Below are 20,763 nucleotides of genomic sequence, written 5' to 3'. Positions count from 1 at the left end.
TTCCCGGCGGATAACCGATCTCAGGATCTCAACAAGGAGCTGGAGCGATGGACAAGGTATATGCAAGCGCCAATGAGGCGCTGGCAGGCATCGTCAAAGACGGGCAGATGATAGCGGTGGGCGGCTTCGGCCTTTGCGGCATCCCCGAGGCGCTGATTGCCGCGCTGCGTGATTCGGGCGTGAAGGACCTGACCTGCGTGAGCAATAACGCGGGCGTGGACGGCTTCGGCCTCGGGCAGCTGCTCAACACCCGCCAGGTGCGCAAGATGATCGCGTCGTATGTGGGCGAGAACAAGGAGTTCGAGCGCCAATACCTGTCCGGCGAGCTGGAGCTTGAATTCACGCCCCAGGGCACGCTGGCCGAGAAGCTGCGCGCCGGCGGCGCGGGCATCCCGGCCTTTTTCACCCGCACCGGGGTCGGCACTATTGTTGCCGACGGCAAGGAAATCCGCGAATTCGACGGCCAGCAGTATGTGATGGAGCGTTCGCTGGCGCCCGACGTCTCGCTGGTCAAGGCGTATATCGCCGATCGCAGCGGCAACCTGGTGTTCCGCAAGACGGCGCGCAACTTCAATCCCAATGTGGCCATGGCCGGCAAGATCACCGTGGTCGAGGTCGAGAAGATCGTCGACACCGGCAGCCTGGATCCCGACCAGATCCACCTGCCCGGCATCTATGTGCACCGGATCGTGCTTAACGCCAATCCCGAAAAGCGCATCGAACAACGCACCACCCGCCCGGCCTAAGGAGACGACGACATGGCATGGTCCCGCGATGAAATGGCCGCCCGCGCCGCGCGCGAGCTGCAAGACGGCTTTTACGTAAACCTGGGTATCGGCCTGCCGACCCTGGTCGCCAATCACGTGCCCAAGGGCGTGGAGGTTTGGCTGCAATCCGAGAACGGCCTGCTGGGCATCGGTCCCTTCCCGACCGACGACGAGGTCGACCCCGACCTGATCAATGCCGGCAAGCAGACCGTCACCACCTTGCCCGGCTCCTCGATCTTTTCTTCCGCCGATTCCTTCGCGATGATCCGCGGCGGCAAGATCAACCTGGCCATCCTGGGCGCGATGCAGGTGTCCGAAAAGGGCGACCTGGCCAATTGGATGATCCCGGGCAAGATGGTCAAGGGCATGGGCGGCGCCATGGACCTGGTGGCCGGCGTCGGCCGCGTGGTGGTCCTGATGGAGCACGTCGCCAAGAAGAAAGACGGCAGCGAGGACATCAAGCTGCTGCCCGAATGCACGCTGCCCTTGACCGGTGTCGGCGTGGTCAACCTGATCATCACCGACCTGGGCGTCATGGAAGTCACGCCGGCGGGACTGAAGCTGCTGGAAGTGGCTCCAGGCGCCACGGTCGAGGAAGTCCAATCCAAGACGCAGGCCAAGCTGGACGTCTCCGCCGTCCGTTGAACCTGGCGACCCTGTCCGCTTCGGCGGGCGGGGTTTTTGTTTGCCTTTAAAACCATGTTATCGAAATGGTTTTTGGGCGCCAGGCGCCAGGGTAATCCCTAGATATGAAAATATATTTTCTTTTCTAAAATGCCCAGGTAAACAAATTTACATGCCGCGATTCCGCGGCATTTCCTCTTTAAGACTCCCCTCGATGTCCAAGGCCGCCGCTTCCATTGCTGACCGGATCGCCCGGGCCCAGCCGGGTTTCAGCCGCACCCAGCACCGCATGGCCGATTATGTGTTGGCGCATCCTTTCCGGGTGGCGACCATGACCATCGACGAGTTCGCCGCCGCGGCGGGCGTGTCGGTGGCCACGGCCAACCGTTTTGCCCGCGCCCTGGAGCTGCCGGGCTATCCGCAGTTCCGCGCCGAACTGGCGCGCGGCTTCGAGGCGGCGCTGGAGCCGGTCGAGAAACTGCGCGTGGAACTGGCCCATTCGGCCAGCGCCGTGCAGATTTTCGCGGCCACGCTGCAAGAAGACATCCAGAACGCCCAGCGCACGCTGCAAAGCCTGGACGAGGGCGCTTGCGAGCGCGCCGTCGCTTCGGTCCTGCAGGCCGAGCGGGTCTTCATCATCGGCTTTGGCGCCAGCGGCTATCTGGCCGGCCTGCTGCAGCGCGGCCTGTGCATGCATCTGCATTCCGTGGAGTCGCTGGCCGGACCGGGCGGGGTGTCGCACGCGGCGCGCCAGATGGCGCGCATGACGCCGCGCGACCTGGTCATCGCGATTGCCTTTCCGCGCTATCTGGCCGATACGGTGACGCTGGCCAATGCGGCCAAGCAGGCCGGCGTGCCGGTGCTGGTCCTGACCGACCGGCCCACTTCGCCGCTGGCGCCCTGCGCCACCGTGGCCCTGTATGCGCCCAGCGCGCGGCAATTCTCCTCCAACGCGGAAACCGCGGCCCTGGGCCTGATCGAAGCCCTGTCGGCCGCCGTGGCGCATCGCGCCAAAGATTCGATCGAAGCCGCCGTGGGCGTGACCCAATCCGTCATGCCCTGGCTGATCCATGGTGTAGCTGGAACTGGAAAACGATGATTACCCCCGTTATCGCGATTCATGGCGGTGCTGGCGCGATGTCGCGCGCGGCCATGTCGCCCGAGAAAGAACAGGAATACCTGCAGGCGCTGCGCGCCATCGTGCAGGCCGGCCAGGCCGTGCTGGCCGGCGGCGGCAGCGCGCTGGATGCGGTCACCGAGGCCGTGCGGCTGCTGGAGGATTGCCCCTTGTTTAACGCCGGCCATGGCGCGGTGTTCACCAGCGCCGGCACGCACGAGCTGGATGCCTCCATCATGGACGGCGCCACGCTGCGTTCGGGCGCCATCGCCAATGTCGATTGCGTGCGCAATCCCGTGCTGGCCGCGCGCCGCGTGATGGAGCACAGCAAGCATGTGTTCTTCGTCGGCCAGGGGGCGGTCGACTTCGCCCGCGCCGAGGGGCTGGAACTGGTCGATCCTTCCTATTTCTCGACCGAGGCGCGCCGCGAGCAGCTGCTGCGCGTGCAGCGTGAAACCCCCGAGGCGGCGGTGCTGGATCATGACGGCCAGGCCATGGTCGCGCGCGGCCAGCCCGCGCCGGCCGATCCCCTGGATTCGGACCGCAAGTTCGGCACCGTGGGCGCCGTGGCCGTGGATGCCCAGGGCAATCTGGCCGCCGCCACCTCGACCGGCGGGATCACCAATAAACAGGTCGGCCGCGTGGGCGATGCGCCCTTGATCGGGGCTGGCTGCTACGCCAATAACCGCAGCTGCGCGGTCTCGACGACGGGCACCGGCGAAATGTTCATCCGCATGGTGGCCGCCTACGACGTCTCGGCGCAGATGGAATATCTCGGCGCCTCGCTCCAGGAAGCGGCCGATCGCGTGGTCCAGGAAAAGCTGCCCACCATAGACGGCAAGGGCGGCCTGATCGCCGTGGACGGGCAGGGCAATGTGGCGCTGCCCTTCAATACCGAAGGCATGTATCGCGGCTACGGCCGAGTTGGCGAGGACGCTGTCGTCGCCATTTACCGATGATGTCCGCGTCATCGAGCATTTAGGAACGGAATTCAATATGGTTGATCGCGCTCAGACGCTGGCGCTGCCGGATAACCGCGTGGTCCAGGTCGATGACCTGACGGTGCGCTTCGCGACCTCCGAACGGACGGTGGAGGCGGTACGCAACCTGTCTTTCCACGTTGACCGCGGCGAAACCCTGGCCATCGTCGGAGAGTCGGGGTCCGGCAAATCGGTGACCTCGCTGTCGCTGATGCGCCTGGTCGAGCATGGCGGCGGACGCATCGCCCAGGGCCGCATGGCCCTGCGCCGGCGCAATGGCTCGGTGGTCGACCTGACCAGCGCGTCTTCGCGCACCATGCGCAGCGTGCGCGGCGCCGACATGGCGATGATTTTCCAGGAGCCCATGACCTCGCTGAACCCGGTGTTCACGGCGGGCGACCAGATTGCCGAGACCATCCGCCTGCACCAGGGCAAGGACGCGGGGGCGGCGCGCGCCGAGGCCCTGCGCATGCTGGAGCAGGTGCGCATCCCCGAGGCCAAGTCGGTGCTGGACCGCTACCCGCATCAGTTGTCGGGCGGCATGCGCCAGCGCGTGATGATCGCCATGGCCCTGGCCTGCAAGCCGGCGCTGCTGATCGCCGACGAGCCGACCACGGCGCTGGACGTCACCATCCAGGCGCAGATCCTGCAGCTGATCCGCCAGCTGCAGGATGAGATGCATATGGGCGTGGTGTTCATCACCCACGACATGGGCGTGGTGGCCGAAGTCGCCGATCGCGTCCTGGTGATGTATCGCGGCGACAAGGTCGAGGAGGGGCCGTCGGACCGTATTTTCGCCGCGCCCGAACATCAATACACCCGCGCCCTGCTGTCGGCCGTGCCGCGGCTGGGCGCCATGCAGGGCACCGACCTGCCGGCGCGTTTCCCCTTGCTGCAGGTCGACGGCCGCGCGCAGCCGGTGGCCGAGCCGGGCAGCGCCAGCACCCAGGAAGTGCCGCGCGCCGAGCAGGCGCCCATCCTCAGCGTGCGCGACCTGGTCACGCGCTTTGACCTGCGTGGCGGCATCCTGAGCCGGGTGCAGCGCCGCGTCCACGCCGTCGAGAAAGTCAGCTTCGATCTCTATCCGGGCGAGACGCTGTCGCTGGTCGGCGAATCCGGCTGCGGCAAGTCCACCACCGGCCGCTCCCTGCTGCGCCTGGTCGACAGCCAGAGCGGGCAGATCCTGTTCGGCGGGCGCGACATCGTCAAGCTCAAGAATGCCGAGCTGCAATCGCTGCGCCGCGATATCCAGTTCGTGTTCCAGGACCCCTTCGCCTCGCTGGACCCCCGGGTGACGGTGGGCTTTTCCATCATGGAGCCGCTGCTGGTGCATGGCGTGGCCTCGGGCCGCGAGGCCGAGGCGCGCGTGGCCGAGCTGCTCGAGCGCGTGGGCCTGGCGCCGGAGATGGCGCAGCGCTATCCGCATGAGTTCTCGGGCGGCCAGCGCCAGCGCATCTGCATCGCGCGCGCCCTGGCCTTGAATCCCAAGGTGGTCATCGCCGATGAATCCGTCTCGGCGCTGGACGTGTCCATCCAGGCGCAGATCGTCAACCTGCTGATCGATCTGCAGCGCGACCTGGGCGTGTCCTTCCTGTTCATCTCGCACGACATGGCCGTGGTCGAGCGCGTCAGCCACCGCGTGGCCGTGATGTACCTGGGCCAGATCGTCGAGATCGGCCCGCGCCGCGCGATTTTCGAGAATCCGCAGCATCCTTACACCAAGAAGCTTATGTCGGCGGTTCCGATCGCCGACCCGGCACGCCGCCATCTCAAGCGTGCCTTGCTGTCCGATGAAATTCCGAGCCCGATCCGCAAGGTGGGTGACGAACCTGTCGTCCAGCCCCTGGTGCAAGTCGCCCCGGGGCACTTTGTCGCGCGCCATGCTGTCGGTGGCGCCTATTGATGTCGCGGCCGGCGGCCAGCCGCCGGCCTGTTTTGTCCACCAAACCGTATCTCCTTTCTGATCCAGGAGTTGCAATGAACAAAGTACTGCGCCCCACCAAACTGATGGCCGCCGCCGCCCTGGCTTTCGGCGTGCTCGCCTCGCCGCTGGCCCAGGCCAGCAAGGACGTGACCTTCGCGGTGTCGATCGCCCTGGAAACGCTCGATCCCTACAACACCAACAGCACCCTGAACCAGGCGGTCGGCAAGGCCTACTACGAAGGCCTGCTGGAGTTCGACAAGGACCTGAAGATCCAGAAGGTGCTGGCGACCGATTACAGCGTCAGCGAAGACGGCCTGGTCTACACCTTCAAGCTGCGCCCCGGCGTGAAATTCCATGACGGCACCGACTTCAATGCCGAAGCCGTCAAGATCAACTTCGACCGTCCCGCCAACCCGGACAACCGTTTGTCGCGCTACATCCAGTTCAGCGTGGTCGACAAGGTCGAGGTCGTGGACCCGCTGACCGTCAAGATCACCCTGAAGAAGCCGTTCTCGGCCTTCCTGAATGCCCTGGCCCACCCCGCCGCGATGATGATCTCGCCGGCCGCCCTGGCAAAGTATGGCAAGGAAATCGGCTTCCATCCCGTGGGCACCGGTCCTTTCGAATTCGTCGAGTGGAAGCCCGCCGAATACCTCAAGGTCAAGAAGTTCGCCGGCTACTGGAACCAGGGCAAGCCCAAGGTCGACAGCATCACCTTCCGCACCGTGACCGACAACAACACGCGCGCGGCCGTGGTGCAGACCGGCGAGGCGCATTTCGCCTTCCCGGTGCCGTTCGAGCAGGCCGCCATCCTGGCCAAGAACGACAAGCTGGACGTGGTCGATCACAAGAACTCGATCATGGCCCGCTACCTGTCCATGAACACCCAGGTCAAGCCCTTCGATAACATCAAGGTCCGTCAGGCCATCAACTACGCCATCAACAAGGAAGCGCTGGCCAAGGTCGCCTTCAATGGCTACGCCACCGTCGTCGACGGCGTGGTGCCCAAGGGCGTGGACTATGCGCACAAGACCGGCCCCTGGGCCTATGACCCGGCCAAGGCCCGCCAGCTGCTGAAGGAAGCCGGTTACGAGAAGGGCTTCGAGACGACGCTGTGGTCGGCCTATAACGATGGCACCTCGGTCAAGGTGGTGCAGTTCCTGCAGCAGCAGCTGGCCCAGGTCGGCATCAAGACCTCGGTCGAAGTGCTGGAGTCGGGCCAGCGCGTGCAGCGCGTGCAGCAGGTGCAGAAACCCGAAGACGCCAAGGTCCGCCTCTACTACGCGGGCTGGTCGTCCTCCACGGGCGAGGCCGATTGGGGCCTGCGTCCCCTGCTGTCGACCGCGGCCTTCCCTCCGGTGCTCAACAACGTCTCCTACTACTCGAACAAGTCGGTGGACGACGGCATCCAGCAGGCCCTGGCCACGACCGACCGCGCCAAGAAGACGGAGATCTACAACAAGGTCCAGGAGACCATCTGGAATGACGCTCCGTGGGCCTTCCTGGTGACCCAGAACAACGTCTACGTGAAGTCGAAGAATCTCTCCGGCGTCTACGTCGAGCCCGATACCTCGTTCTGGTTCGGCGACATCGATCTCAAGCAGTAAATCAAGCAGTAAACGCGGCTCGGCGGGAGCATGGTGCTCCCGCCGGAGTCTCAGGAATTTCAATGCTGACCTATATCGTCAAACGACTTTTGGGCATGATCCCGACGCTGTTGCTGGTTTCGGTGGTCGTGTTCTTGTTTGTGCACATGCTGCCCGGGGATCCGGCGCGCCTGGCCGCCGGCCAGGAAGCGGACCAGGCGACCGTCGAGCTGGTGCGCAAAGAACTCGGGCTGGACCTGCCCCTGCCGCAGCAGTTCGTGCGCTACTTCAGCCATATGCTGCAGGGCGACCTGGGCATGTCGCTGCGCACCAAGCGCCCCGTGTCCACCGAGATCGCCGAGCGCTTCATGCCCACGCTGTGGTTGACGATCACCAGCATGATCTGGTCGGTCACCTTCGGGATGATCTTCGGCATCGTCTCGGCCGTCTGGCGTAACCGCTGGCCCGATCGCCTGCTCATGACGCTGGCGGTCTCGGGGATTTCCTTTCCGGCCTTCGCCCTGGGCATGATGCTGATGCAGGTCTTCTCGGTCGGCCTGGGTTGGCTGCCCACCGTGGGCGCGGCCAGCTGGAAACACTATATATTGCCCTCGATCACCCTGGGCGCGGCCGTGGCCGCGGTGATGGCCCGCTTCACGCGCGCCTCCTTCGTCGAGGTGATCCAGGAAGATTTCGTGCGCACGGCCCGCGCCAAGGGCCTGACCGAACGCCGCGTGGTGATCAAGCATGCGCTGCGCAATGCGCTGATCCCCGTGGTCACCATGATGGGCCTGCAGTTCGGCTTCCTGCTGGGCGGCTCCATCGTGGTCGAGACGGTATTCAACTGGCCTGGCCTGGGCCGCTTGCTGGTCGACGCGGTGACGCAGCGCGACTACCCGGTCATCCAGGGGCTGGTGCTGCTGTTCTCGCTGGAATTCATTCTGATCAACCTGATTGTCGACGTGCTCTACGGCGTCATCAATCCCAGTATCCGTTACAAGTGAGGCGGCCATGAGCAATACGACTACCGCCGCTGCCGCGTCCAAGCAGAACGAAGTGCGCACCCCGCTCACCGAGTTCTGGCGCAAGTTCAAGAAGCAGAAGCTGGCCGTGGGCGCGGGCATCTTCGTGCTCTTCCTGGTCGCCGTGGCGATTCTGGCGCCCTGGATTGTTCCCTTCGATCCGGAAAACTTCTTCGACTATGACGCCCTGAACGCCGGGCCGTCGCTGACGCACTGGCTGGGCGTGGATTCGCTGGGCCGCGACATCTTCAGCCGCATCCTGATGGGCGCGCGGATTTCGCTGGCCGCCGGCTTTCTGTCGGTCGCCATGGGCGCCGTCGTCGGCACCTTCATGGGCCTGATGGCGGGTTACTACCAGGGCTGGTGGGAGCGCATCACCATGCGCATCTCGGATGTGCTGCTGGCTTTCCCCGGCATGCTGCTGGCCATCGGCGTGGTGGCCATCCTGGGCTCGAGCATGGTCAATGTGATCGTGGCCGTGGCCGTGTTCAGCGTGCCGGCCTTCGCGCGGCTGGTGCGCGGCAACACCCTGGCGATCAAGCAGATGACCTATGTCGAGGCCGTGCGCAGCGTCGGCGCCTCCGACTGGACCATCATCATGCGGCACATCCTGCCGGGCACGATCTCGCCCATCGTCGTCTATGGCACGATGCGCATCGGCACCTCCATCATCACGGCGGCCAGCCTGTCCTTCCTGGGCATGGGCGCGCAGCCGCCCACCCCGGAGTGGGGCGCCATGCTCAACGAAGCGCGCGCCGACATGGTGCTGGCCCCGCACGTGGCGATTTTCCCCGCCCTGGCCATCTTCCTGACGGTGCTGGCTTTCAACCTGCTGGGCGATGGCCTGCGCGACGCCCTCGATCCCAAGATCGACCGTCGCTGAGCCCGCGGCGGACGGAACGCGAAGAGGGCGCGGCGCAAGCCGTGCCCTTTTTTCCTGAAGGCTTTGAAGGAGGCCGCGCCAGCGGCAAGACCATGACGACGATCGATTCCCAGGCCGGGCTGCCGCGCATCGGCCATCTGCAAGCCGGGCCGCGCGACGCTATCACCGATGTGGCCGGTGTCAGCGTGGGCCACGCGACCCGCGCCGACGGCGCCTGTCAGACGGGCGTGACCGTGCTGCGGCCCCATGCCGGCGATCCCTATCTGGACAAGGTGCCGGCGGCGGCCAGCGTCATCAACGGTTTCGGCAAGAGCGTGGGCCTGGTTCAGGTGCGGGAGCTGGGCGTGCTGGAGACGCCTATCGCGCTGACCAATACCTTTGGCGTGGGCACGGTCGCCAACGCGCAGATCCGTCAGGCCATCGCGGCCAACCCGGCCATCGGGCGCGAGTGGGCCACGGTCAATCCGCTGGTCTTCGAGTGCAACGATGGTTATCTGAACGATATCCAGGCCCTGTCCATCACCGAAGACGACTACCGTCAGGCCTATGACGCCGCGGCGGCCGATTTCGCCCAGGGCTCGGTCGGCGCCGGACGCGGCATGTCCAGCTTTTCGCTCAAAGGCGGCATCGGCTCGGCCTCGCGCATCGCCGAGATCCAGCCGGGCCTGCGCTACACGGTCGGCACGCTGGTGCTGTCCAATTTCGGGCGGCTGCCGCTCATGACCATTGCCGGCCGGCCTTTCGGCCAGAGGCTGGCGCGGCAGCAGGACCATGGCCCGGAGAAGGGCTCCATCATCCTGATCCTGGCCACCGATGCGCCGCTGGACGCGCGCCAGCTGGGCCGGCTGTCCTTGCGCGCGGGCGCGGGGCTGGCGCGCACCGGTTCGGTGTTCGGCCATGGCAGCGGCGATATCTCCCTGGCTTTTTCCACCGCTTACACCGTGCCGCACCAGGCCGAGCGCGCCATGCCGGCGCAGCCCATGCTGCACGAGGCGCGCATCGACCGGCTTTTCGAGGCGGCCGCCGAGGCCTGCGAGCAGGCCATCGTCAGCGCGCTGTGGCGCGCCCAGACCGTGCAGGGCCGCGATGGCCATGTGCGCCGGGCCCTGACTGAAGTGATTCCCGATTGGCGGCAATGGCTGGCCGACCGGGATTTCTAAGGAAGAACTGTATGAAGATCCTGATTTCCACCGACATCGAAGGGGTGGCGGGCGTATTCCATGCCGAGCAGGCGCGCCCGGGCAATGGCGAGTACGAGCGCGCCCGCGCCTGGATGACGGGCGAGGCCAATGCCGCCGTGTCCGGCGCCTTCGCGGGCGGCGCGACCGAAGTGCTGGTCAACGATTCGCACGGCGGCTTCCGCAACCTCCTGCCGGACCAGATCGACGAGCGCGCCCGCCTGGTGCTGGGCAAGCCGCGCTACCTGGGCATGATGGGCGGGCTGGAAGAGGGCTGCGACGGCGTCATGATGGTGGGCTACCACAGCCGCTCGCAAGGCCGGGGCGTGCTGGCCCACACCATCAACAGCTTTGCCTTCGCGCGCGTGTGCATCAACGGCATGGAGCTGGGCGAGGCGGGGCTGTATGGCGCGCTGGCCGGCGAGCTGGGCGTGCCGGTGATTTTCGCCTCGGGCGATGACGCCTTCATCGAGGAAACCCGTCCGCTGTTTCCGTCGGCGCAATGGGTGCAGACCAAGGTCGCCCACGGCCAGGGCAGCGGCGTGACGCTCTCGCCGCCGGCGGCGCGGCGCGCGATCGCCCAGGGCGCCGAGGCGGCGGCGCGCAATCTGGCCCAGGCGGTTCCTTTCCGCATCCCGGGGCCGATAGAATGCCGTCTGCAGACGCAGTCCTCAGCGCTGGCTGACCTGTTCTGCATGTGGCCGGCGCTGAAGCGCGTCGACGGCGTCACCCTGGATTTCACGGCTCCCACCATGCGGGCCGCCATCCGTATGCTCAACAGCCTGGCCGCGATGTCATTCATGTTGCGCTAAGTATCGAGGAAACCATGTCAAGCACCGATCAACGTATTGGCGCGCTGCGCCAGGCCATGCGCCGCCATAAGCTGGATGCCTATGTCGTGCCGTCGGCCGATCCGCATCTGTCGGAGTACCTGCCCGAGCGTTGGCAGGCGCGGCGCTGGCTCAGCGGCTTTACCGGATCGGTGGGCACCCTGGTCGTGACCCGGGATTTCGCCGGCCTGTGGGTCGACAGCCGTTATTGGGTGCAGGCCGAGGCGCAACTGGCCGGCACCGGCGTGCAGCTCATGAAGATCGCGCTGGCGACCACGCCGGGCCATGTGGACTGGCTGGCGGCCCATGTGCCGGCGGGCGGCAGGGTAGGGGTGGACGGCAATGTGCTGGGCCTGTCGGCCTTCCGCGCCTTGTCGGGCGCGCTGGCGCCGGCCGGCGTGTCGCTGTCCATCGGCCCGGACCTGATCGACGAAGTCTGGGCGGACCGTCCCGGCCTGCCCACGGCGCCGGTCTATGAGCACCTGGCGCCCTACGCCTGCCAGTCGCGCGCCGAGCGCCTGGCCCTGGTGCGCCAGGCCATGGCCGCCAAGGGCGCGGACACCCATCTGGTCAGCACCCTGGACGACATCGCCTGGATCTTCAATTTGCGCGGCGCCGATGTCAGCTACAACCCCGTTTTCCTGGCCCACGCGCTGATCGGCGCCGATTACGCCACCCTGTTCGTGGCCGAGGGCAAGATAGACGCCGCCCTGGCCGCCAGGCTGGCCGCCGATGGCGTGGATGTGGCCCCCTATGCCCAGGTGGCCGAGGCCTTGGGTTCGCTCGAACGCGACCAGACCCTGCTCATCGATCCGGCCCGCGTCACCTGCGGGGTCTTCCATGCCATGGATCCGCAGATCGCCCGCGTCGAGGCCATCAATCCGTCCACCCTCATGAAGTCGCGCAAGAGCGAGGCCGAGCTGGCCCATGTGCGCGAGGCCATGGCCCAGGACGGCGCCGCCCTGTGCGAGTTCTTTGCCTGGTTCGAGGCGGCCCAGGGGCGCGAAACCGTCACCGAACTGACCATCGACGAGCAGATCACCCAGGCGCGCGCGCGCCGCCCGGGCTATGTGTGCCCCAGCTTTGCCACCATCGCCGGTTACAACGCCAATGGCGCCATGCCGCATTACCGCGCCACCGAGGCATCCCATGCCGTGATCGAGGGCGACGGCCTGTTGCTGATCGACTCGGGCGGCCAGTACCTGGGCGGCACGACCGACATCACCCGGGTGGTGGCGGTGGGCAGGCCCTCGGCCGACCAGAAGGCGGATTTCACCCTGGTGCTCAAGGGCATGATCGCGCTGTCGCGGGCCGCCTTTCCGCGGGGGATCGCCTCGCCCATGCTGGACGCGCTGGCGCGCGCGCCCATCTGGGCCGGCGGGGCGGAGTACGGCCATGGCACCGGCCACGGCGTGGGCTATTTCCTCAATGTGCACGAGGGGCCGCAGGTCATTTCCTATCGCGCCGCGCCGGGGGCGCACACGGCCATGGAGCCGGGCATGATCACCTCCAACGAGCCCGGCATCTACCGACCCGGCCGCTGGGGAGTGCGCATCGAGAACCTCGTGGTCAACCGCAGCTGGCTGGAGGGCGAGCTGGGCGAGTTCCTGTGCTTCGAGACCTTGACGCTGTGCCCCATCGATACGCGCTGCATCGAGGTGTCGCTGATGCGGGCCGACGAAATCGCCTGGCTGAACGACTACCACCGCCAGGTCCGCGAACGCCTGGCGCCGCTGGTGCAGGGCGCCGCCCTGGACTGGCTCATGGCGCGCACGGAAGCGCTGGCGGCCTGAGGCGGGGGGGTGTTGGCCGCAAGCCACACCCGGCATCGCCCCGCGCGCCCCTGGCGGCAGCCAGGCGGCGCGCCAAGTATCGTCCCAAGTATCGTCTTTACGCGGTAAAGTCCAGGCAGGCGCGGCGCGCCGTTTCCCGCGCGCCGGCCCCCGCCCTTCCCCGATGTAAGGGAAAACCCAAGTTTCGGGCGCCACACAGGTATAATCCAAATTTCCCGCTAGCGCCCGCTCATCCCGGGCGCCACTAACGATGACCAAATACGTATTTGTCACCGGCGGTGTGGTGTCCTCCCTGGGCAAGGGTATCGCCGCCGCGTCTCTCGCCGCGATCCTCGAATCGCGCGGTCTGCAAGTCACCCTGCTGAAGCTGGACCCCTACATCAACGTCGATCCCGGCACCATGAGCCCCTTCCAGCACGGAGAGGTGTTCGTGACCGAAGACGGCGCCGAGACCGACCTGGATCTGGGCCACTACGAGCGTTTCATCTCGGCCAAGATGCGCAAGGTGAACAACTTCACCACCGGCCAGATCTACGAATCGGTGCTGCGCAAGGAACGGCGCGGCGACTATCTGGGCAAGACCGTCCAGGTGATCCCGCACATCACCAATGAAATCCAGGATTTCGTGGCTCGCGGCGCCGACGCCGCCTGGCAGGGCCACACCGATGTCGCCATCGTCGAGATCGGCGGCACCGTGGGCGATATCGAGTCGCTGCCCTTCCTGGAGGCCGCGCGCCAGATGAGCCTGCGCCTGGGGCGCAACAATGCCGCCTTCGTGCACCTGACGCTGGTGCCCTATATTGCCTCGGCTGGCGAGCTCAAGACCAAGCCCACCCAGCATTCGGTGCAGAAGCTGCGCGAAATCGGCATCTACCCCAATGTGCTGCTGTGCCGCGCCGACCGCCGCATCCCCGACGACGAGCGCGCCAAGATTTCCATGTTCTCCAACGTGCCGCTGGATGCCGTCATCTCGGTGTGGGACGTGGATTCGATCTACAAGATCCCCGCCATGCTGCACAAGCAAGGCGTGGACAACATTGTCTGCGAAGCCCTGGGCCTGACCCCGCCGCCGGCCGACCTGTCCATGTGGGACAACCTGGTCGACGCGCTGGAGCACCCGCAGCACGAAGTCACCATCGGCATGGTCGGCAAGTATGTCGACCTGACGGAGTCGTACAAGTCGCTGAGCGAGGCCCTGGTCCACGCCGGCATCCATACGCGCTCCAAGGTCAAGATCGAGTACATCGATTCCGAGGACATCGAGACCCGCGGCACCGAGCAGCTGCAGCACCTGGACGCCATCCTGGTGCCGGGCGGCTTCGGCAAGCGCGGCACCGAAGGCAAGATCGCGGCCATCCGCTACGCCCGGGAAAACGGCGTGCCCTATCTGGGCATCTGCCTGGGTATGCAACTGGCTGTGATCGAGTTCGCGCGCCATGTCGCCGGCCTGGGCGGGGCCAACAGCACCGAGTTCGATCCTTCGGCTCCGCACCCCGTGGTGGCGCTCATCACCGAGTGGATGGACCGCGAAGGCAAGGTCGAGAAGCGTGACAACACCTCCGACCTGGGCGGCACCATGCGCAAGGGCGCCCAGCGCTGCCCCATCAAGCCCGGCACGCTGGCCCAGGCCATTTATGGCGATGAGGTCAATGAGCGCCACCGCCACCGCTACGAGGTCAACAACGTCTACGTGCCCCGCCTCGAAGAGGCCGGCCTGGTGATCAGCGCCCGCACGCCGACGGAAAACCTGCCCGAGATGATGGAGCTGCCCAACCACCCGTGGTTCGTGGGCGTGCAGTTCCACCCCGAGTTCACTTCCACGCCCCGCGACGGCCATCCGCTCTTTTCGAGCTATATCCGCGCGGCGCTCGAGAACAAGACTCGTCGCGGCCAGAAGGCCTGAAGCCGGGGGGCCTTCGGGCCCCCTTGCGCGCCAGCCGTGTTACCGCCGGGATGCATCTTTCGGATACAACCAAGAGGTGTCCCGGGCGGTTTCCCTGGCTATCATGCGGAGCAGGGCGGGCGCTTTCCGGCCGCTCCGTCCCAAAATTGTCTGGAAGGAAGTGCATGAGTGCTTATCTGATCGCCGACGTCCTGGTGACCCAACCCGCGCAGTATGAGGACTACAAGCGTCTGTCCACGCTCGCCATCCGGGCCTACGACGCCAAGATCCTCGTGCGCGGCGGCGAATCCGAGCACCTTGAAGGCCGCCAGCCCGGCCGCACCGTGGTCCTGGAATTTCCGACCATGGACGGCGCCCGGGCCTTCTATGACTCCTGGCAGTATCGCCGCGCCCGCAATGCCCGCGAAGGCGCGGCCGTCATGAATATGTTCATCGTTCAGGGAATGTAAATAATGAGTGCAATCGTCGATATCATCGGCCGCGAGATTCTGGATTCGCGCGGCAACCCCACCGTCGAGTGTGACGTGCTGCTGGAGTCCGGCGCCATGGGCCGCGCCGCCGTGCCTTCGGGCGCCTCCACGGGCGCGCGCGAAGCCATCGAGCTGCGCGACGGCGACAAGAACCGCTACCTCGGCAAGGGCGTGCTGCGCGCCGTCGAGAACCTGAATACCGAAATCTCCGAAGCCCTGATGGGCCTGGACGCCCAGGAACAGACCTTCGTGGACCGCACGCTGATCGAGCTGGACGGCACCGACAGCAAGGAGCGCCTGGGCGCCAACGCCATCCTGGCCGCCAGCATGGCCGTGGCGCGCGCGGCCGCCGACGAGTCCGGCCTGTCGCTCTACCGCTATTTCGGCGGCAGCGGCCCCATGAGCATGCCCGTGCCGATGATGAACGTCATCAATGGCGGCGCGCACGCCAACAACACGCTCGACCTGCAGGAATTCATGATCCTGCCGGTGGGCGCGGCCAGCTTCCGCGAAGCCCTGCGCTGGGGCGCCGAAGTCTTCCACATGCTCAAGAAGCTGATCCATGCCCAGGGCATGTCGACCGCCGTGGGCGATGAGGGCGGTTTCGCCCCCAACGTCGCCAACCACGAAGCGGCCATCCAGCTGATCCTCAAGGCCATCACCGAAGCCGGCTACGAGCCGGGCACGCAGATCGCCCTGGGCCTGGATTGCGCCAGCTCGGAATTCTTCCGTGACGGCAAGTACACCCTGGCCGGCGAAGGCGGCGTGTCGCTGTCCTCGCAGGAGTTCGCCAATCTGCTGGCGACCTGGTGCGACAAATACCCCATCATCTCCATCGAAGACGGCATGGCCGAAAACGACTGGGATGGCTGGAAGCTGCTGACCGAACAGCTGGGCAAGAAAGTCCAGCTGGTGGGCGACGACCTTTTCGTCACCAACACGCGCATCCTGCGCGAGGGCATCCAGAAGGGCGTGGCCAACTCCATCCTCATCAAGATCAACCAGATCGGCACCCTGACCGAAACCTTCGCCGCCATCGAAATGGCCAAGCGCGCCGGCTACACCGCCGTCGTGTCGCACCGTTCGGGCGAAACCGAGGATTCGACCATCGCCGACATCGCCGTGGCGACCAATGCCATGCAGATCAAGACCGGCTCGCTGTCGCGTTCGGATCGCATGGCCAAGTACAACCAGCTGCTGCGCATCGAGGAAGAACTGGCCGAAGTCGCCTCGTATCCCGGCATCGAAGCGTTCTACAACCTGCGCTGAGGTCCATGCCGGGGCCGCGAGCCCCGGTTCATGTTATCCAGCGTCCGTCTCCGCTAAACCTGGGTGCCCGTTTTATGCGCCTGTTGTTCCTGGTGCTTCTCGTGCTGGTCGGTCTGATCCAGTATCCGCTTTGGCTAGGCAAAGGCGGGTGGTTCAAGGTTTGGGACTACCAGCGGGATGTGGCGGCCCAGCGCGAGGTCAACGAAGGCCTGCGCGCTCGCAACGCGGCCCTCGAGGCCGAGGTGCGGGATCTGGAGAGCGGCCAGGGCGCGCTCGAAGAGCGCGCCCGCGGCGATCTGGGCATGATGCGCGAAGGCGAGGTCTTCGTGCATGTGCTGCCCCCGGGCACGCCGCTGCCCTCGGCCAACGCCGTCCCGCAGGCCACGGCGCCCAAGCCGCCGCCCAAGCCGGGCGCGGCTGCCGCCGCCGCGCCTTCGCAGCGGCGCTGATCCCTGTTTTGCCTCCTCAGCCGCAAGGGCGGCTGCGCGTGTGCACGCCCGTGATTTCGGGCCAGCGCACGGGATGGCTGTGCATTTCGATCGACAACTCCAGCCTCAGGGCCAGCCAGCCGCCGGCCAGCAGCGCGCGCCGGCAGGCATCGCCGGCCAGCGGCGCCAGGCCGGGCAGCAGGGCCGCCAGCAGGCTGGTGGCCGGCGCGCTGGCATAGGTCAGCCGCAGGCGCAGGGTATTGGCCTCGTGGATGGTGGGCGGGCCCGGACGGGCGCGGGCCTGTTCGGCCTGGTAGTCATTGTTGATGGCGGGGGCGGGCAGGCCGGGCAGGCGCTGGCCGTGGCGGCGATAGTGCGCCTCGGCGGGTTGCAGGACCTCCAGGCGCCAGGGCGGCAGGCCGGCCGCGCGGGCCGCCCGATGCTGGGCGGCATGGCGCAGCGGCGCCAGACCGGCCTCGAAGGCGCGCGCCATGGCCTCGGGACGCAGGTGCGTCACGCTGCCGGCGCGCGCCGCCTCGATGAGGGCGAGGTAGAGCAGCTGCCGCTGGCGATGCCATTGCATGGTCTCGTAGAGCGCGCTGGCGGCCAGCAGCAGGGCCAGCAGGGCCACGGTGAACTCGACGGCGGCTTGCCCGCCCGAGCGGCTGGAAAAAAGGCCTGGCGACATGGACCGCAGTATGCGGTGCGTCGGGCCAGGCCGTCGATTGTGGAAGCTACGCGCCTCAGTGGACCGTGGGCGGATCCTGTTCGCGATGGGGGGACGCCGCGGCGAACAGGCCCGCGCAGTCGACGCTGTCGAACAGATAGGGCTTGCCGCAAAAGTCGCAATGCACTTCGACCTTGCCTTGCTCGGCCAGGATGTCCTGCACCTCGGCCTGGCCCAGGGTGCGCAACATGCCCGCCACGCGCTCGCGCGTGCAGGGACAGAACCAGCGCACCGGCATGGGCTCGAAGGCGATCAGCGTTTCTTCCCAGAACAGGCGGTGGATCAGCGTGTCCGTATCGGTGGCCAGCAGCTCTTGCGCGCTGACCGTGCCGGCCAGGTGCAGGGCGCGGTTCCAGGCTTCGCCCGGCGTTTGTTCGCCGGCTTCGTTTCCGCCGTGCTCGGGCAGGCGCTGGATCAGCAGGCCAGCCGCGACCTTGTCATCGGCCGCCAGCCACAGGCGGGTGTCGAGCTGCTCGGAAGCCTTCATGTAGTGCTGCAGGGCCTCGGCCACGGTCTCGCCCTCCAGCGGGACGATGCCCTGGTAGGGCTGCTGGCCGGGCACCTTGCGCTCGGGATCGAGCACCACGATGAAGCGCCCGCCGCCCTGGGCATTGAGCAGGGACTGCATGGTGCCGTCCGCCGGGACGTCATGGCCTTCGCGCACCTTGACGGTGGCGCGCAGGCTGAGATCCGAGCGGCATTCGACCACCAGGAGGGCGATGGGGCCATCGCCCTGGATCTGCAGGACCAATGCGCCGTCGAACTTGATGTTGGCCGCCAGCAGGGTGGAGGCGGCGACCATTTCGCCCAGCAGCCGGGTGATGGCCTCGGGATATTGCTGATGGGATTGCGCCTGTTTCCAGGTGTCTTGCAGGCGCACGGATTGCACGCGCACAGTGCGCGCCTCGAAGAGGTATTTCTTGAGTAAATCGCTCATGCCGGAATGTTAGCTGATCGGCGGCCCGGCAGGCGGTTTCACCCTATGCGCTTCAAGGCCGTCTTGTAGTGCTGGCCGCGCTCGACATAGTGCCGGGTCCCGGCATGCATGTCCGCGATTTCTTCGGGGGACAGTTCACGGACGATCTTGCCGATGCCGATCACCAGCGAGTTGTCGGGGATTCGGCGGCCCTCGGGGACGATCGCGCCCGCGCCGATGAGGCAGTTCTTGCCGATCACGGCATTGTTCAGCACGATGGCCTGCATGCCGATCAGGGCGCCGCTTTCGATGGTGCAGCCATGCAGCATGGCCTGGTGCCCGACGGTGACATGGGGACCGATATGCATGGGACAGCCCCGGTCCACATGCAGCACGCTGCCTTCCTGGACATTGCTGCCCTCGCCGATGACGATGGGCTCGTTGTCGGCGCGGATGGCGACATGCGACCAGATGCTCACGCCGGCGGCGAGCACGACCTGGCCGATCAGGTCGGCGCTGTCGGCCACATAGGCGCTGGGATCGATGCGGGGGATGTAGTCGTCGAGTTGGTAGATAGGCATGAAGTCAGGCGGAGAAGCTGGGGTCAGGGGTTGCCGTTGGCGGCGCGCTCCTGTTCGAGGCGCCTGAGGACGGCGCGCTGGATCTTGCCCGTGGTGGTCATGGGCAGATGCGTGACGTATTCGATTTCCTTGGGGTATTCGTAAGGCGCGAGGCGGTCGCGCACATGTTCCTGCAGCGCCTGGGTGATGCTGTCGCTGTCGCGGCCCAGGTAATCCTCGGTGAGCACCACAAAGGCCTTGACCAGGGCGCCGCGCTCCGGGTCGGGCTTGGGCACCACGGCCGCATTGGCCACGGCGGGGTGGGACAAGAGGCAGTTTTCGATCTCGCCCGGCCCGATGCGGTAGCCCGCCGATTTGAACACATCGTCGGCGCGGCCCGCGTACCAGAGATAGCCGTCGGCATCGACCGTGGCCAGATCGCCCGTGCGGCACCAGTCGCCGGTGTATTTGCCGGCGGTGGCGGCGTCGTTGCGCCAATAACCGATGAACAGCACCGGATCGGGATAGCCATGGATATCCAGCCGGTTGAGCGCCACCTCGCCGACCTGGCCGGGCGGGACCGGTCGGCCCTGTTCGTCGATCACCGCCACTTGATGGCCGGGGTAGGGCTTGCCCATGCTGCCGGGGCGCGCCGGCCAGCGCTTGTTGCTGTTGCCGACGATGTAGTTCATCTCGGTCTGGCCGAACATTTCGTTGGGCTTGATGCCCAGGGCGTTTTCGCACCAGGCGAAGACCGTTTCTCCGACGCTCTCGCCCGCGCTCATGATGGCCCGCAGCGCCAGCCGGTAGCGGCTACGAGGGTCGGGCACCGATTTCATCATCATCTTCAGCGCGGTCGGGAAGAGGAAGGTATTGGTGACCTGATAGCGTTCCATCAGCTCGAAGGCGCGCTCGGGCGAGAAGCGGCCGCGCGTGCCCACGATGGGGTGGCCGAAGTAGAGCGTGGGCAGCAGGGCGTCCATCATGCCGCCCGTCCAGGCCCAGTCGGCGGGCGACCAGAACACATCGCCCTGGCGGGGGAACCAATCCTGCGAGGCGACAAAGCCGGGCAGGTTGCCGATCAGCACGCTGTGCGGCAGCAGGGCGCCCTTGGGCGCGCCGGTGGTGCCCGAGGTATAGAGCAGGATGGCCGGATCGCTGGCGCGGGTGGCAACGGGCTTGAACTCGCCCGGCTGGCGCGCCAGCAGGCTGCGCCAGGGCAGGACGCGCTCGTCGGCGAAACCGATGCCGATGATCTGCTGCAGATGCGGGCAGTGGTCGCTGACCGCCATGAGGTTGGCGCTGGACGCCGCGTCCACGATGGCGACCCGGGCCTCGGAGTCGCGCAGGCGGGATTCCAGGGCCTCGGGGCCGAACAGGGACGACAGCGGCAGCACCACGGCGCCCACGCTGTAGATCGCCATATGGGCCACGACGGTCTCGGGGCGTTGCCCTAATACGACACCGACGCGATCGCCGCGTTCCACGCCCATTTTGGTGAGCCCATGGGCCAGCTGGTTTGCCGCCTCGGCAAGCCGGGCATAGGTCCAGACTTCGCGGTTGCCGGCCTCGTCTTCATAGAAGATGGCAATGCGGCGTGCGTCGGCACTGCTGGCGGCCCAGCGGTGGCAACAGACTTCCGCAATATTGAATTGTGTCGGAACCAGCCAGCGGAAAGATTGGTAGAGCGCCTGATATTGGTCGTTCATGGCCCTTTGTTTTGAGCTCGGTGGCAACGAGTGGCAGGAATGCCCCTAAGCCGGAGCGCTGGCAATCCGTCTTGCCT

General features: G+C 66.5%; 19 protein-coding genes. 15 read left to right on the top strand and 4 right to left on the bottom strand.

Features of this window, described 5'->3' with window-relative positions:
- Positions 1 to 47 precede the first annotated feature (47 nt).
- From L540_RS03195 to ftsB, 15 genes are all read left to right on the top strand, one after another.
- Positions 48 to 746 carry a CoA transferase subunit A gene (locus tag L540_RS03195; RefSeq protein WP_043212686.1) on the top strand — a complete coding sequence of 233 codons (699 nt, stop codon included), beginning with the start codon at positions 48 to 50 and terminating at the stop codon, positions 744 to 746.
- Positions 747 to 758: 12 nt separating this feature from the next.
- A complete protein-coding gene (locus L540_RS03190; protein WP_043212688.1) occupies positions 759 to 1,412 on the top strand; it encodes a CoA transferase subunit B in 654 nt (217 codons plus the stop codon).
- A 193-nt stretch (positions 1,413 to 1,605) separates the two neighbouring features.
- A complete protein-coding gene (locus L540_RS03185) occupies positions 1,606 to 2,490 on the top strand; it encodes a MurR/RpiR family transcriptional regulator (RefSeq protein WP_043212690.1) in 885 nt (294 codons plus the stop codon).
- Positions 2,487 to 3,467: an isoaspartyl peptidase/L-asparaginase family protein gene (locus L540_RS03180; protein WP_043212692.1), complete on the top strand. Its 981-nt coding sequence runs from the start codon at positions 2,487 to 2,489 to the stop codon at positions 3,465 to 3,467. Before L540_RS03185 ends, L540_RS03180 begins: the two co-directional genes overlap by 4 nt.
- Before the next feature lie 37 nt (positions 3,468 to 3,504).
- Positions 3,505 to 5,391 carry a dipeptide ABC transporter ATP-binding protein gene (locus L540_RS03175; protein WP_043212694.1) on the top strand — a complete coding sequence of 629 codons (1,887 nt, stop codon included), beginning with the start codon at positions 3,505 to 3,507 and terminating at the stop codon, positions 5,389 to 5,391.
- A 74-nt stretch (positions 5,392 to 5,465) separates the two neighbouring features.
- A complete protein-coding gene (gsiB, locus tag L540_RS03170) occupies positions 5,466 to 7,019 on the top strand; it encodes a glutathione ABC transporter substrate-binding protein GsiB (RefSeq protein WP_043212696.1) in 1,554 nt (517 codons plus the stop codon).
- Positions 7,020 to 7,081: 62 nt separating this feature from the next.
- Positions 7,082 to 8,002, top strand: a complete 921-nt coding sequence (gsiC, locus tag L540_RS03165) for a glutathione ABC transporter permease GsiC (protein WP_043212698.1) — start codon at positions 7,082 to 7,084, stop codon at positions 8,000 to 8,002.
- 7 nt (positions 8,003 to 8,009) lie between these two features.
- Positions 8,010 to 8,903, top strand: a complete 894-nt coding sequence (gsiD, locus tag L540_RS03160; protein ID WP_043212699.1) for a glutathione ABC transporter permease GsiD — start codon at positions 8,010 to 8,012, stop codon at positions 8,901 to 8,903.
- Positions 8,904 to 8,995: 92 nt separating this feature from the next.
- On the top strand, positions 8,996 to 10,063 hold the full coding sequence (locus L540_RS03155) for a DmpA family aminopeptidase (protein ID WP_043213065.1): 1,068 nt from the start codon (positions 8,996 to 8,998) through the stop codon (positions 10,061 to 10,063).
- Between the two features lie 11 nt (positions 10,064 to 10,074).
- Positions 10,075 to 10,893: a M55 family metallopeptidase gene (locus tag L540_RS03150; RefSeq protein WP_043212701.1), complete on the top strand. Its 819-nt coding sequence runs from the start codon at positions 10,075 to 10,077 to the stop codon at positions 10,891 to 10,893.
- A gap of 14 nt (positions 10,894 to 10,907) precedes the next feature.
- Positions 10,908 to 12,704 (top strand): aminopeptidase P family protein, encoded by a 1,797-nt coding sequence (locus L540_RS03145; protein WP_043212703.1) that lies wholly within the window; start codon positions 10,908 to 10,910, stop codon positions 12,702 to 12,704.
- A 250-nt stretch (positions 12,705 to 12,954) separates the two neighbouring features.
- Positions 12,955 to 14,607 (top strand): CTP synthase, encoded by a 1,653-nt coding sequence (locus L540_RS03140; RefSeq protein WP_043212705.1) that lies wholly within the window; start codon positions 12,955 to 12,957, stop codon positions 14,605 to 14,607.
- Between the two features lie 164 nt (positions 14,608 to 14,771).
- A complete protein-coding gene (locus tag L540_RS03135) occupies positions 14,772 to 15,056 on the top strand; it encodes a DUF1330 domain-containing protein (RefSeq protein ID WP_043212707.1) in 285 nt (94 codons plus the stop codon).
- A 3-nt stretch (positions 15,057 to 15,059) separates the two neighbouring features.
- Positions 15,060 to 16,346: a phosphopyruvate hydratase gene (eno, locus tag L540_RS03130; RefSeq protein ID WP_043212709.1), complete on the top strand. Its 1,287-nt coding sequence runs from the start codon at positions 15,060 to 15,062 to the stop codon at positions 16,344 to 16,346.
- Positions 16,347 to 16,420: 74 nt separating this feature from the next.
- The gene (ftsB, locus tag L540_RS03125) at positions 16,421 to 16,795 is read left to right on the top strand and encodes a cell division protein FtsB (RefSeq protein WP_043212711.1); all 375 of its coding nucleotides are present in this window, start codon (positions 16,421 to 16,423) and stop codon (positions 16,793 to 16,795) included.
- Between the two features lie 16 nt (positions 16,796 to 16,811).
- Here the strand turns inward: ftsB and L540_RS03120 are convergent, their stop codons facing one another.
- From L540_RS03120 to L540_RS03105, 4 genes are read right to left on the bottom strand one after another with little or no spacing between them, the layout of a single operon-like run.
- Positions 16,812 to 17,462 carry a hypothetical protein gene (locus tag L540_RS03120; protein WP_043212714.1) on the bottom strand — a complete coding sequence of 217 codons (651 nt, stop codon included), beginning with the start codon at positions 17,460 to 17,462 and terminating at the stop codon, positions 16,812 to 16,814.
- Positions 17,463 to 17,517: 55 nt separating this feature from the next.
- A complete protein-coding gene (gene hslO, locus L540_RS03115) occupies positions 17,518 to 18,438 on the bottom strand; it encodes an Hsp33 family molecular chaperone HslO (RefSeq protein ID WP_043212715.1) in 921 nt (306 codons plus the stop codon).
- A gap of 38 nt (positions 18,439 to 18,476) precedes the next feature.
- Positions 18,477 to 18,998 (bottom strand): gamma carbonic anhydrase family protein, encoded by a 522-nt coding sequence (locus L540_RS03110; protein WP_043212717.1) that lies wholly within the window; start codon positions 18,996 to 18,998, stop codon positions 18,477 to 18,479.
- Between the two features lie 23 nt (positions 18,999 to 19,021).
- Entirely contained in the window at positions 19,022 to 20,686 is a 1,665-nt protein-coding gene (locus L540_RS03105; protein WP_043212719.1) for an acyl-CoA synthetase, read from the bottom strand.
- Between the last annotated feature and the right edge of the window lie 77 nt (positions 20,687 to 20,763).

The sequence above is a fragment of the Bordetella pseudohinzii genome, assembly GCF_000657795.2.
GTDB classification, from domain to species: domain Bacteria; phylum Pseudomonadota; class Gammaproteobacteria; order Burkholderiales; family Burkholderiaceae_B; genus Bordetella; species Bordetella pseudohinzii.
The sequence above is the reverse complement of the archived record's forward strand: the minus strand, read 5'-3'. Positions and strand labels throughout refer to the sequence as shown.